At 47.2% G+C, this 14,549-nt stretch carries 11 protein-coding genes; 8 read left to right on the top strand and 3 right to left on the bottom strand.

Features of this window, described 5'->3' with window-relative positions; translation table 11 throughout:
• The first annotated feature begins 68 nt into the window (after positions 1-68).
• The 7 genes from RH949_RS06650 to RH949_RS06620 all read left to right on the top strand — a co-directional run bounded on the left by RH949_RS06650 (position 69) and on the right by RH949_RS06620 (position 9,454).
• A complete protein-coding gene (locus tag RH949_RS06650) occupies positions 69-455 on the top strand; it encodes an HAD-IA family hydrolase (protein WP_044208608.1) in 387 nt (128 codons plus the stop codon).
• A gap of 13 nt (positions 456-468) precedes the next feature.
• On the top strand, positions 469-1,398 hold the full coding sequence (locus RH949_RS06645; protein WP_446352305.1) for a glycosyl hydrolase family 65 protein: 930 nt from the start codon (positions 469-471) through the stop codon (positions 1,396-1,398).
• A gap of 370 nt (positions 1,399-1,768) precedes the next feature.
• Complete coding sequence (phoU, locus tag RH949_RS06640; RefSeq protein ID WP_006102584.1) at positions 1,769-2,437, top strand: phosphate signaling complex protein PhoU; 669 nt, start codon at positions 1,769-1,771, stop codon at positions 2,435-2,437.
• Positions 2,415-2,678, top strand: a complete 264-nt coding sequence (locus tag RH949_RS06635) for a hypothetical protein (RefSeq protein ID WP_446352304.1) — start codon at positions 2,415-2,417, stop codon at positions 2,676-2,678. Before phoU ends, RH949_RS06635 begins: the two co-directional genes overlap by 23 nt.
• Positions 2,679-3,039: 361 nt before the next feature.
• Positions 3,040-5,250: a PhoX family protein gene (locus RH949_RS06630; protein ID WP_446352303.1), complete on the top strand. Its 2,211-nt coding sequence runs from the start codon at positions 3,040-3,042 to the stop codon at positions 5,248-5,250.
• A gap of 253 nt (positions 5,251-5,503) precedes the next feature.
• Positions 5,504-7,354, top strand: coding sequence for an iron uptake porin (locus RH949_RS06625; RefSeq protein ID WP_006102702.1), 1,851 nt, complete (start codon positions 5,504-5,506; stop codon positions 7,352-7,354).
• A gap of 369 nt (positions 7,355-7,723) precedes the next feature.
• On the top strand, positions 7,724-9,454 hold the full coding sequence (locus RH949_RS06620; RefSeq protein ID WP_446352302.1) for an iron uptake porin: 1,731 nt from the start codon (positions 7,724-7,726) through the stop codon (positions 9,452-9,454).
• 152 nt (positions 9,455-9,606) lie between these two features.
• On the opposite strand, the gene RH949_RS06615 is transcribed toward RH949_RS06620, so the two are convergent.
• On the bottom strand, positions 9,607-11,943 hold the full coding sequence (locus RH949_RS06615; protein WP_446352301.1) for an IMS domain-containing protein: 2,337 nt from the start codon (positions 11,941-11,943) through the stop codon (positions 9,607-9,609).
• Positions 11,944-12,094: 151 nt separating this feature from the next.
• Here RH949_RS06615 and pdhA point away from each other — a divergent pair, with 151 nt between their 5' ends.
• Entirely contained in the window at positions 12,095-13,126 is a 1,032-nt protein-coding gene (pdhA, locus tag RH949_RS06610) for a pyruvate dehydrogenase (acetyl-transferring) E1 component subunit alpha (protein ID WP_006102809.1), read from the top strand.
• Between the two features lie 143 nt (positions 13,127-13,269).
• On the opposite strand, the gene RH949_RS06605 is transcribed toward pdhA, so the two are convergent.
• Positions 13,270-13,653, bottom strand: coding sequence for a DUF1815 family protein (locus RH949_RS06605; RefSeq protein ID WP_044208617.1), 384 nt, complete (start codon positions 13,651-13,653; stop codon positions 13,270-13,272).
• A 340-nt stretch (positions 13,654-13,993) separates the two neighbouring features.
• Positions 13,994-14,206, bottom strand: a complete 213-nt coding sequence (locus RH949_RS06600) for a DUF2839 domain-containing protein (protein WP_006102710.1) — start codon at positions 14,204-14,206, stop codon at positions 13,994-13,996.
• Positions 14,207-14,549: the final 343 nt, after the last annotated feature.

Raw genomic sequence — 14,549 nt, 5'->3', positions numbered from 1 at the left:
GTTTTGTATGGAAGTTATCGGATTTTCCCTCAATATTTTGGCTAAACCCGCCCCTACAAGTTTTCCGATTGATAGCACCCGATATCTTTTTACAAGCCGCCCGTGAACTTGCTGTGGAACCGGAAAATGCGATCGCAGTCGAAGATGCGATATCTGGTGTGAAAGCGGGAAAAGCGGGACAATTTGGTTTAGTCGTCGGTGTGGTGCGCGATGGTGGTGGTGACGCCTTACGCCACCATGGTGCGGATGTCGTGGTTCGCGATTTACGGGATATTTCGGTAACGCCAGAGAAAACGACTCAATCCCTCCCCTCGGCGCTGGAACAGATTGGTTCAATAGAGAATCGGCTGCGCGATCGCCAATTGGCATTATTTACCGATTATGATGGTACGCTGACGCCGATTGTACAACGTCCCGAAGCCGCTACCCTGTCTCAGGACATGCGATCGCTATGAGATCCGTAGTGTTATGGGTCCCGATGAATTCCACACCCATTATCCCGATACGGATACGCCGGGATTAAATAATAACGCTTACACCAACGTGATGGCGGCATGGGTATTACGTTGTGCTAGTGGCGTGTTACAGTTGCTCGACGAAAAGCGCCGCGAAGAGTTGACCGAGGTTCTGGACATTGAGGACGAAGAACTGGTTCGCTGGGAGGAAATTAGTCGTAAGATGTTTGTGCCGTTCCATGATCAGGGAATCATTAGCCAATTTGAGGGGTATGAGAATCTCAAGGAATTTGACTGGGAAGGTTATCGGGAAAAATACGGGGACATCCAGCGCCTTGATCGCATCTTAGAGGCGGAAGACGACGATGCGAATCGTTACAAAGCCAGCAAGCAGGCGGATGTACTGATGTTGTTCTATCTGTTCTCGTCGGAGACGTTGCAGGATCTGTTTGAACATCTAGGCTACCCCTTCGATGCGGAAACCATTCCCCGCAATATCAACTATTACATGCAGCGAACCTCCCACGGTTCCACACTCAGCCGGATGGTGCATTCCTGGGTGTTATCCCGATCTGACCGAGAAAAAGCTTGGAAATTCTTTAAAGAGGCTCTCCATAGCGACATTGATGACATTCAGGGAGGTACAACACCTGAAGGCATCCATTTAGGGGCGATGGCGGGAACGGTGGATCTGATGCAACGGTGTTATACAGGGTTGGATATTCGCGATCAGGTATTGTGGTTGAATCCGTCTCTACCCCAGGAACTATCCGATACACGCCTGCGATTGCGCTATCGAGGACATTGGTTATCACTGCGGTTTACGGATGAAAAGATAACCGTTTCGTTTGATCGCGGCTGGTTCCAACCTGTCTGCATTGGCTTCCAGGGTGAGGTGTACGAGATGGTTGAAGGGGAGACGCGAGAGTTTAAATTGGCTTGAGGGAGATGAGGAAGATGAGGGAGATGGGGGAGAGGATTACCAATGAACCATCAACAAATTACAAATCACCACCCCCCACTTGCCAGCCGAATAATTTACTACAATTTAACCTTGATCTGCTATCAATAGAAGTAGACATAATTAAATTTGTCTTCGGACAAGTCAATAAGTTCGCCCATATACAATATAGGCGAGACTAATTTGACTCCGTACAGGGGAGGTGTCTTAAACGATTAGGCAATTGGGTAAAAACTAACTGTACTTCTTTCTACCCACCACTTTGTATCAGTAAATTGAGTTAGGAGGTGTGGCTTTCCTCCCAGCCCATACCACAGTATGCAGGAGGTATCCAGCCACAAATTAGAATGAGGTGAGTCTATCTTCTGCAAACCGCCCTTGCGATCGCAATCACTTTAAACGCGCCCTTAACCGCTTAGAGCAGGATGTACTGCGGATGGGCGCATTGGTGGAAAATTCATTCCGCCTCGGTCATCAAGCTCTATTTTACCAAAATCTGGAGGCAATCCAGGAAATTACCTCAGTTGAGAAACGAATTGATCGCTACTACCGCCATATAGAAATAGAGTGTGCCTCTCTGCTCACACTTCAATCGCCAGTGGCACAAGATCTACGTCTGGTTAGTGCATTTATGCAGTTAATCCGGGATTTGGAACGTATTGGTGATTATGCTGAGGATTTAACAGAAATTTCGGTAAAATTATTCGCTTACCCACCTCATCCTTGTATGTCCCAAATTGAAGAGATGTCCCACCATGCCCAAGCGATGCTAGCGTCGAGTTTAGCCTCATTAGCGGACTTAGATGCGACGGCTGGACAAGCGGTTAAAGTATTAGATGATAAGGTCGATAATGCTTACGATCAGCTATATCAAACGTTAGCCTTTCAGCGAGATATTCCAGGCGTAGTTGAGCCAATTGTACTCTTGGTCTTGGCGATTCGTCATATCGAACGCATGGCTGATCATGCGACCAACATCGGTCAACGGGTAACTTATATTGTTACAGGTCATCGTTCCTAGAAAAGAAAGCAGAAGGCAGAAGATTGTAGGGGCGGGTTTAGGAATTGTAGGGGCGGGTTTAGGAACTGTAGGGGCGGGTTTAGGAACTGTAGGGGCGGGTTTAGGAACTGTAGGGGCGGGTTTAGGAACTGTAGGGGCGGGTTTAGGAACTAACGCTAGCTTTTTACCAATAACGGAACAACAAAACCCGCCCTACCTCACCGATAACGGCACAATAAAATCTGTCCGACCTCACCAATAACTGAACAACAAAACCCGCCCTACCTCACCGATAACGGCACAATAAAATCTGTCCGACCTCACCGATAACGGAACAACAAAACCCGCCCTACCTCACCAATAACGGCACAATAAAATCTGTCCGACCTCACCGATAGCTAAACAACAAAACCCGCCCTACCTCACCGATAGCTAAACAACAAAACCCGCCCTACCTCACCAATAACGGCACAACAAAACCCACCCTTGTTCATTAAAAGCAGCTTAACCCAACGATTACCAATACTTTACCCCTTTATAACCTGCACACTTTAGGATATCCTTGCATCGCATCTAGGATATTCCTCTAACAAAACCCAAATCTGAACAGGGAAGGGTGAACTATGGCTCTCAAACGTCGTGATTTTCTGCTATTTATGGGAGCTAGTGCAGGAACAGTAGCGCTGGGGTCTTGTAGTTCTCCGGCTCAGAATGGTTCTGGTTCATTAACCCAAATTAACCCGAATCCAGATACTCTGAGTTTTAAACCCGTCAAAGGTCCCCTACCGTTAGAAAGCGATCGCGTGCCATCAACGAAACAAGTCGAAGCCTACAGCCGCTATGAAGTGGTGGATGATTTAGTATTACCCGAAGGTTTTACCTACGATGTGATCGGCGCTTGGGGAGACAAGGTGGGGGATTCTCGCTTTGGCTATAACAATGATTATTTATCGTTTATCGAAACAGGTCAGAATGAAGGATACCTGACCATTAATTTTGAATATATTAGCGGTGGCACCTGGATGCAAACTTATGCTCAAGTCATCGGTGAATCATTACCATTTGAGGAGGTTAAAGCGGTTGCGGCAAAGAGTGAGGGTAAGATTAATGCCTTTGCTTTGCCCGATAATGATCCTTTAAAAGCTAAAATTAGACAGATTTCTTTAGAAGGGTTGATTGATCAGGGCTTGGGGGTGATTTCAATTAGCAAGACTGCCGATGGGACATGGACGCGAACCTATTCTACCGCTGATCGCCGAATTACTGGCATCTCTGGCTATGAAGACGATCGCTATCTCAAAGCAACGGGTCCGGCTGTGGCGGTTTTCCAGAAGGCTCAAGGACAAGGATACCAGGATGGCTTAGGCGATCGCATTATTGGGACATTCCAAAATTGTGCGGGTGGAACCACGCCTTGGGGTACGGTACTGAGTGCAGAGGAAAATTTTCAAGACCAAGTACCAGAACCCGTTTACGCTGATGGTACGTCCTTTGACCCCGCCGCGCTTCCCTTTGTGATTAACGATTACTTTGTCGATGGACGAGGTAATGTTTTTGGCTTAGCTGGGAATAAATATGGGTGGATGGTGGAAGTTGATCCAGCTAATGCCAATGATTATGGGACAAAGCACACTTGGCTGGGTCGATTCCGTCATGAAGCCGTGGCGTTTAAGGTTGTATCTGGGAAACCCTTAGCGGTATATTCAGGATGCGATCGCCGAGGGGGTCATCTGTATAAGTTTGTCAGTAAAGACACCGTTAGTGATCCAACCGATAAAACCAATTCCCGTTTAATGGCAGAGGGAATGCTGTACGCGGCGGTATTTGAACCGGATGGGACAGGACGTTGGATCGCATTAACACCCACTACCCCAGTTAACCCCGTGTTACCCAGTACCGTTGAAGGCAGCTTAGTCCCCTTACCCAAACGTCCCCAGGGAGGCATTGTTGAGGTGACAACCGATGCAGAAGCCGTAGCGTTTAAGCAACAGTTTGCCACACTAGGAGATCTCTACGCAGGGAATGACCTCGAAAAACAGGGAGCAATTTTAATCGACGCCCACTTTGCCGCCAATGCAGCCGGTGCAACCACCACCGCCCGTCCGGAAGATACAGATATGGCGGCTGATGGTTCCCTCTATATCGCCTTTACCTCTGGTAGTCCAGGGGGAGATGGCGGACCTGACAAGCGCGTCTTCACCGGACCCAAGGGAGAAACTCCCTGGGAATATGGCTGGATTCTGCGTCTGGTAGAAGACCAAGATGATCCCGCCGCGATGACATTTCGGTGGGACTCCTTTGCCATGGGAGGCGAACCCGCTGAAGGTGGTGCTGGATTTTCTAATCCCGATAATCTGGAATTTGACAAAAATGGCAATGTGTGGATGGTGACGGATATATCTACCTCCAAACACAATCAGCCCGTAACCAGTCGGGTCAATGACCAAGGTGAATCCATAAGTCAAACTGATATCCAGGGAATTTTTGGCAACAATTCAATCTGGTGTATGCCTACCTCTGGAACAATGGCGGGTAATGCTTATTTATTTGGCATTGGACCGATGGAGTGTGAAACCACCGGACCCTTTTTTAGTCCCGATCAAAAAACCCTATTCCTCGCCATACAACATCCAGGAGAAAAATACGGTATCCGCAAGGATAACCAGACTGAGACTCGTAAGTTTGTGATAAAAACCCTCAATGGGCAACAATTTCTGCAAGAACGTTATGTTCCTTTAGGGTCTAACTGGCCCCATCAAGGTACAACCGAGCCACCCAAGCCAGCCGTCGTCGCAATTCGGCGATTAGATAACCAACCAATTACTATGGCATAAAATACTCTTAATAGAGATGTAATATGCTATATCTCTACATTTCTCTATTAATTGATTCAGATAAATAATTCTAATCTTTTCGTGGTATCCAGATCAACAGCTTTGATTTAGAATCTATTTCTTAGAGGATAAAAACGTGTAACAGTTAAAGCGTAAAATTAGTGATATGTTTTGAGTAAACGCAAAAAAGCTATTGCTCATTCAGTCCAATTGGTTTACAGTTTTGGCATGGAAGTAGGTGTGAGGATTGTTTATGATTATGTCAACTCTATTCTGGAAAACGGTAAAGGCAAGTCCTGTCCTGTTGGTTGCCTCTTTATTCGTCGCTACTGGTGCATCGGCGGCTGAGTCAAATTCCCATCAGACGGCTGCTAATCTGTCTACAGCCGCGATAAATTTGGACGCTGAACCGACAGCATCAATCAGTCCCACTTTAGATGATGCAGCACTGACTGAACCCATCCCAGCAACGGAGACGCCTAAACCCACCGTAACCGTTAGTCCCGCATTTCAACTGGCAGATAGTACCTTCCCTGAACCCGTTCCGGCGGCTGGAGATACCTCTGTTAACTCTAATCAAGAAATTTTGCAGCAAATCCAGCGCTATGGCAATGAAGGATCTGCCTCTCTTGACCAAGTAACCAGCGTGGGTCAGTTACGAGACGTTTCTCCGGGGGACTGGGCGTATGAAGCGCTGCGTAGTTTAGTTGAGCGCTACGGTTGTATTGCCGGGTATCCAGATGGTACTTATCGGGGCAATCGCGCCTTGACCCGTTATGAATTTGCCGCTGGTTTGAATGCCTGTTTACAGCAAATTGAGCGGTTAATTGGGGATGGCGGAGAAATTCCTGATTTAGAAACCCTACGGCGGTTAATTCAGGAGTTTGAGGCAGAATTGGCAACCCTAGGTGCGCGGGTAGATAACCTGGAAGGGCGCGTGGCGTTCTTGGAAGACAATCAGTTCTCAACAACAACCAAGTTGAAAGGGGAAGTCATCTTTGCCTTGGCTGACACCTTCGGTGATTCCACTGAAGCTGTTGGTAGCGATGATGAAACGAATCTAATTTTCGCTGACCGGGTGCGCTTGAACTTGGAGACGAGTTTTACCGGAAGAGATCGCTTGAGAACTCGTTTGCAAGCCCGCAATATTAGCTCATTTAGCGGGGATTTAACGGGTACTAACATGACCCGCTTAGGGTTTGATGGCGATAACGGTAACGATGTTGACATCGATGAGCTGTGGTATCGCTTCCCTCTCGGTGAAAAAATTTCCGTGCAAATAGACGCTACGGGAGTTGAGTATCAAGATACTGTTATCGATCCGATCAATCCTTACTTTGCTAGTAGTGGTAGTGGTGCTATCTCACGCTTTGGGCGTTTCAACCCCATCTATCGCGCTGAAACAGGAGGTCCTGGAATAACCGCAACCTTTAACGTCAGTGACGCCTTGTCACTCTCTGCTGGTTACGTTGTTGATGGGGGCGGCAGCGATCCTGCTGATGGGGGCGGCAGCGATCCTTCCGCCAAAAATGGTATATTTGACGGCAATTATGCAGCCCTAGGTCAAATTGCCTTTACACCTACTGAAAATATCTCATTAGCAGCCACCTATCTGCACTCCTTCTACAATGGTGGTACAGTTAACGTTACAGGAAGCACAGGAAGTAGCTTCGCATCTAATCCTTTTGGTAACAACGATACCGCGACTTCGGTTGATGCCTATGGAATCCAAGCCAACGCACTATTTGGCAAGTTTTCTGTTGGTGGTTGGATTGGATATCAAGACGCTGAAGCCGAATCGGGTGCTAACGAAGGATCTGATGCCGATATTTGGAACTGGGCTGTCAACTTAGCGCTTTTAGACGTTGGTGGTGAAGGTAATAAACTTGGTTTTATATTTGGGATGCCACCCAAAACCACAGACAACGATATAGCCGCTCGTGAAGATAACGACACGTCCTATCACCTAGAAGCCTTCTACCGCTATCAACTCACTGATAATATCGCCATCACTCCGGGTGCTTTTGTCATCTTCAATCCTGAGCATGATGATGACAATGATACCCAGTTTGTCGGTACGCTGCGAACAGTCTTTAGTTTCTAAACCTGTCTCGGCTGTCGTTGACAATTGAATCATCTGGTGTAGGGGTACAGCAATGCTGTACCCCGATTAATCCTAACCTTATATTAATAAGCGCGATCGCTTGCGTAATTGCCTATGCTAAGGTCTAAATATATGCTGGATTACAGCTCATGACTGCATCAACTCAAAAGATTCTTCAGACCTTTGATCAGTTGCCTGATACAGAGCAACTGTTTTAGATAAAAATTAACTAATAAGCATTGTAGGTGGAATGGTACTGAATTAAGGCTGGCGTGGCACAGCCCACCCTACTTAATTATTGTTAATAGCTGCAATGGTGTTGTATAGTTTTCCCATTAACCGTTATTTCGGTGTGAGGAACGTGGATCAATGAAATCAACGCTCGTGTGGAAAACACTGCAACTCAGTTCCGCCCTACTTGGACTCTCCCTATTTGTTGCTAACAATGCTGATGCAGAGATTCCTAATCCAACAGCAAGCACTCGCGAATCTACAGCAGAACTCAACCGCCAGTTATCTGAAACTCCAGTAAAGATTAATCCTCTACAAATTGCTTCTGATGTCAGCCCAGGCTTAAGTCCGACCAATACTAATTCTAATCGGGAACTATTAGAACAAATTCAACGTTACAGTAGTGAAAATGGAGTTGAATCCCTTGACCAAGTAACCAGCGTGGGTCAACTGCGAGATGTGTCTCCAGGGGATTGGGCGTATGAAGCGCTGCGAAGCTTAGTTGAGCGCTACGGTTGTATTGCTGGGTATCCGGATGGCACCTATCGCGGAAATCGCGCCCTGACTCGTTACGAATTTGCCGCAGGTTTGAATGCCTGTTTAAACCAAATTGAGCGTTTGATTGGCACGGGTGGTTTTGACGAGACGGAGTTAGAAACCCTGCGGCGGTTAATTCAGGAATTTGAAGCGGAATTGGCAACCTTAGGCGCACGGGTAGATAACCTGGAAGGGCGCGTGGCGTTTTTGGAAGACAATCAGTTTTCTACTACCACTAAACTGAAAGGGGAAGTTATTTTTAACCTGGCGAGTGCCTTTGGGGATGAAAAAGCGGATAGCGATGAAGATGTTGATGACAATCTTACCTTTAGTAATCGGACTCGTTTAAACTTTGATACCAGCTTTATGGGCGAAGATCGCTTAAGAGTTCGCTTACAAGCCGGAAATACGCCTGAGTTTGATGAAGCGACAGGAACAGAAATGTCTCGTCAAGGGTTTGAAGCGGCTTCTGGTAATGATGTTGCAGTCAATGATTTATATTACCGTTTCCCTTTGGGCGATAAAATCCGGCTTTTGGTCGGTGCTAATGGCTTTGATTTCAATGACATCGCAGAAATCCACAACCCTATTCTTGAAAGTAGTGGTACGGGTGCTTTAAATCGGTTCAATCGTCGCAATCCTTTTGTCTTTCGGAATAATGCTGAACAAGGCGTGGGTGCCAATATTCAGTTTAGCGATTCCCTGAGTTTAGATCTGGGTTATTTAACCGGTGAAAGTAACAGTCCACTTGATAAGGATGGCGTATTCGATGGAGACTTCACCGCTATTTCTCAGTTGAATCTCGCCCTGGGAGAAAAACTAGATTTAGGGTTTGCCTTTGGCTATTCCTACTATCCGGGAGAAGATGTCAATTTGTCAGGTAGTACAGGTAGTCCACTGGCAAAAGAACCATTTGGCGTTGGCGAAATTGCCACTTCTGCTCTACGTTTCGGCATTCAAGGTAGCTGGCGGGTGGCTCCGAAGATCAACATTGCTGGTTGGGGTGGTTACATCAATGCAGAAGCTGAAGCGGGTGACCGAGAAGGGGATAACGCTGAGTTATGGACTTGGATGGGGAATGTCTCTTTCCTTGACTTAGGTAAAGAGGGTGCTGCTTTTTCAGTTGCTGCAGGTATACCGCCTAAACTTACTGATGTCGATGGTGGTCTTGATGATGATGATACCTCTTTCTTAATTGAGGCACAGTATCAATATCCGCTTACGGATAATATCCTGATTACACCGGGAGCTTATGTGATTTTGAATCCCAATCATGATGATGGAAATGATGATATTTGGGTAGGCACAATCCGGACGACGTTTAGTTTCTAATTATTCAAGAGATTGTTAGCAATATTAAATAAGATACCCGACTTCTTGAAGAAGTCGGGTATCTAGTAGAATTTTCTTAACAAAGGACGTAGCTTGCTTCACGAGAAGCAAGTATGACAAATGACAAAGGACGAATGACAAATGACAATACTTTACCTAACCGCCATACCCTTAATAAACCATTGACCGTCTTGACGCACCAACTCATACTGAACCCGCAAATTATCATCGTATGAAAGCGCCTGATTAATTTCACCATTTTGATAGAAACGGGCTTCTTCTTTAACCGCTGCTTCTACCTTCGCTTGCTCAGGATTAGCCGGATTCGTTTGCACGGATGTTACTTTAACCTGGTGATTATACTGTGTATAAATGTTCCGTTGCTGATTGGTTTGCGCCCGCCGCTGCCAAATCGACAAAACTGGATCAACTAGAATTTGATCCAATCGATCAATTTGATAATCGGGTCCGAACACTTGCGATTTCGTCGAAAGCCAGGTTTGAATCACTTGCTGGGCGGTATCTTGAGTCAGCGGACCTCCGGGTGCGATTAACTGACTATCGGCTTCGGGAATCGGAATCGGAGGTTGAGCCAGTTCCACCATGGGCTGTTCACCTTCTAAGGCTGGCGCAGAGAAACTTTGTTGGATTTTTTGTATCCAAGCAATTAACAACCACCCGATTAATCCGATACCCACTACTCCAGCAATAACCAGCAAGATAGAGCGTCGGTTTTTAGCTGCCTTGCGGTGTTCCGGTAGTCGTTGCAGGCGTCCTGGAGGGGACTGATCCAGATGTCCGGGTTCAGCAGACGGAGTGGATACCCCAGACACCGGACGAACTCGACTGGCTTCTGCTTCTGATCGGACTTTAGTGGAACGTCCTGGTGGCGCTGATTTAACCGCCGTGTTTGTTGGTGAATCCCCAGAAGAATTAATGGCTTGAGTTGTAGGTTCTCCTACCCGACTCGTTGCTGAAGCAACCCGTTGGCTGGCGGGTAACGTTGAAACACCAGATACCGAAGTGCGATCGCTCCCCCCTGCGAAACTCGCTGTCTGAGCTGCCCGATCGCGCTCTCTGCTGCTATATGAACCCACAACTGCTGGTTCGCGATCGCGGGAATGACCGTTACTCCGACCTGTGGATGCGCCTGTTGTCGTGTAAGCTTTTTTCTGAGCCGTCACTGACCATTCATTATTAGCCGTTCGCGTCGATTCCGGTAGCTGCTCTAAATAGGCTTGTACCTGCTCATCAGCAAAATAGTCTTTCAACGAGGCGGTTTGTTCTGCCAAGTCGCGGAAATGGGGAAATACGGAATTTTGCAGCCAGCGTTCTCCATACAGGCATAATCCCGGTAACAAATCCGGAGCGCCTTGAGACTGTTCCCGAATAAAGGCTAACGGTTCGTATTCATGACTCAGTTCCAACGCATGACTGGCTTCTTCGGTTTGACCCAACAGCAGCGCACAGACGGCTTGTTCTAAATGCACATCCTGACGCCGCCCCAACCGCATTAGCATTTGTTTCGCCCGGGCAATTAAAGCCGGTTGACGCTGGGCAAATCCTCTAGCAATCAAAGCATAAACCGCCAGATAGGTGGCGACGGCTGAAGGGCGGCGGGCTTCTGCCTCAAACAAGGTTTGTTGTTGAGCGGCTGTTAGATACCCTCGTAGCTGCTGAATAAACCGCAAAAAGTCATCAATACTGAGTCCCGACTGGTCATCCCCACTACCATCAATTCCTTGCCGCTCCTGTAGCATATCTTGCAACAGTTGTAAACCCTTACGCCGTTCGGCAATCTGTTCATCGGGTAATGCTAATAATTCCAGAATCCGGTAGGGACGCAGCTTATAGAGATCCGCTTGAATTTCGCCCCGCACCGTAGGAAATAAACCCTCACTCAGGAGTAATTCTTGACCCGTTTCTAGGGACAAGGCGGCATTTTCGTAACGTCCTTGCTGCCATTGTTCCCGCCCCAGTTCCAAACACGCCAGTGCCAGGGTCAGGAAAATATCAGGTCGCACCAGTTGCGGGTCACCCAAGTGACCTTTATCCAAACTGATGCTGTCACGACTGTGTAAGTAAGGCTGTCCCAACTGCAAGACGAGTTCATATTCCCCAAGTTCTTGCAGAATCAGCAAAGCGCCCACAAATTGTTCCTTGCTGATATCTAGGCTGGGATTATTCGGATCAATCGCCTCCGTAGCTGTTGTTTCATCCGTCGCCGTTGATTCTAACGGTAACGAAGGGCTAGATTCTGGGTTGTAGGTTTTCCCCAGAAAACTAGCATCATAACTTGAGCGCTGTTCCGGGTCAGAAAGAACCGCATACGCCTCATCCAGCAACTCCTTGCGAGACGCGATCGCCACTTCCGAATATTCCCGACGCGGAAGTTGGAGAGTGCGATCGCGATAGGCGACTTGAAGCTGTTCTGGTGTTGCCTGGATCGGCAATCCTAATATTCGGTAGTAATCGAGCGGAATTCGCACGGTTCACTTCCCCAGCGCTGCAACAACTGAATTCATGTATATTAACCTATAGAATCCCTAACATAATAGTTATTCTAAACAATAGTCACCCATCCTCACTGAAAACACGCAAATACCAGTATAGTATTCCTGCAAGGATACTCGATTCGCCATGGTTCAGGAACGGACGTTACCCAAGTTTCAAGTTCAAGACGGTCAAATCACCAGAGACGAAGGATTACTGCTTTACGAAGATATGGTTTTAGGGCGCTTGTTTGAGGACAAGTGCGCTGAGATGTACTATCGGGGCAAAATGTTTGGCTTTGTCCACCTCTACAACGGTCAAGAAGCCGTGTCTACAGGGGTGATTCGGGCAATGCGCCGGGATTATGATTACGTATGCAGCACCTATCGCGATCATGTCCATGCTCTCAGTGCAGGTGTTCCCCCACGGGAGGTGATGGCGGAGTTATTTGGCAAAGCCACGGGATGCTCGAAAGGACGCGGGGGTTCGATGCATCTCTTTTCAGAACCCCATCATCTTTTGGGCGGGTTTGCCTTTGTCGCTGAGGGGATTCCCGTTGCTACAGGAGCGGCATTTACGTCAAAATACCACCGTGACGGCTTGGGTGATCCAAATGCTGATCAGGTTACAGCTTGCTTTTTTGGCGATGGTGCCTGCAATAACGGTCAGTTTTTTGAGTGCTTGAACATGGCAGCCTTGTGGAAATTGCCGATTATTTATGTGGTGGAAAATAATAAATGGGCAATTGGCATGGCACACGAACGGGCAACCTCCCAGCCGGAAATCTATAAAAAAGCCAGTGTTTTTGGGATGCCGGGAATTGAAGTGGATGGGATGGATGTTCTGGCGGTACACTCCGTCGCCCAAGAAGCCGTCGCCCGGGCGCGGGCTGGTGAAGGTCCAACTTTGATTGAAGCCCTTACCTATCGCTTCCGAGGTCACTCCCTGGCTGATCCGGATGAACTTCGCACCTCAGAAGAGAAGGACTTTTGGATGACTCGCGATCCAATAAAAAAGTTAACCGCCTATCTGACTGAGCAAAATCTCGCCGACGAAGAAGAACTCAAGGCGATCGACAAACGTATTCAAGAGGTTCTCAATGACGCGGTACAGTTTGCTCAAACCAGTCCGGAACCTGACAAGAGTGAATTACATCGTTACATTTTTGCCGAAGATTGAGGTATAATATCCCAACCTGGCATTGGTGAACGCTATAGGCAAGAGGGTATTAATTTTTACCATCTCATTTAACCCCTTGCCGAGCGTTACCTGAAATTTTGCCTTGAGACAGAGAAACCATGCTGTTTCAAACACTCTGACTCTCAACCAATCATTTCAATCGATTCGCGCTCAGAGTTAACAGGCGATCGCGCTGGAGTGTAACGAACCTCAGCAGACGGTTGAATTTGGTATTTGACCAGATCCGCTAAGTCCTGAAGTTGGCTAATCGCTTCTGCCCCTTCTAGCTTCATCAGTTCGCGATCGTCGCGCATTTCCGTCCAAGTAATCCCGTAATCGGAGACCAAAAAACGAATCAGGTGACTATCGCCCAGACTAACCATGAATGAGGCACTATTCATTTGATTGCCGCAGGTATAGCATGATGCCAAGTAGCCTCGGTTTTCTAGCACGATCGCCAAAGCCTGAAGATTCATGACTAAATCTCGTACAAATTGACGATGTTGCTCTGCAAGTCTTATGAACACGTTAATCCTCCAAACACCTTTCCTACGAATATTAGATTTTATACTTTACTTAAGGATTTAAGACTCTATTTTGGGAGGGGTCAGTGCAAAATATGAGTAAGCCTTGTCTTCGGCTGATTCCTCAAATTGACTAACAGAGTTAGGGATTTGAGCAATTCTAGCTTGATGATCTGGCTCCACGATTCTAGCCCACTTCAGACGAGTTGCTCTCTAGGTAGCTCAAGTCATTGGGGGTAATCCTCAAGTTATCCGATACAAATTCCTCATGAGTTGTATCAGCAGTCACAATGGTGATACTCAATCTGAAACCATTGCCGCCTAGTCCATCGGTGGGAATTGGCTAATTGATTTGCCACCAACCGAATGTCGGTCCAACAAAGCGCACGGTTAGCCACCAGACTACGAGTAAGCCGATGCCAATCCAAGCGCCCTTAGTCGTCAATTTGACGAACTGCTCACCCTGACTTTTACTAATTGGGAGCCAGGGGAAGAGTCTCGCCTCTTGACCGTACTTGTCTCCAAGTGCAGTTTTACGACGTTTTGCTTCACCCATTCCTTGCATTCCTCAACTAAATGAATTCGATCTTAGCGTTATTTCTGAGATTTGGTTGGCATAAGTTTACGAAATGACAAGTAACTATGACAATTTTCCGGGGATCGGGGATCGTTAGATTAGAAATCCTGAGCCAATCCGCAACTCAACCCTACTTAAGTTAATAATTATTTTTCATCAATAGTCTATCGGGAAACCGCCGATAAACCCCGGACTTCAAGGTGGGAAGGGACAGGAGTGCCAGTTGAGGGGACTTGGGTTGGAGTCTTTCAGGTTAAGAAGGGGTTAAGGAAATTCCGGACTCTCTGTCGTTGTATAGATATTTCAAGTAAGTGAGGTACAC

Source organism: Coleofasciculus sp. A1-SPW-01 (genome assembly GCF_040217205.1).
GTDB lineage: Bacteria > Cyanobacteriota > Cyanobacteriia > Cyanobacteriales > Coleofasciculaceae > Coleofasciculus > Coleofasciculus chthonoplastes_A.
The sequence above is the reverse complement of the archived record's forward strand: the minus strand, read 5'-3'. Positions and strand labels throughout refer to the sequence as shown.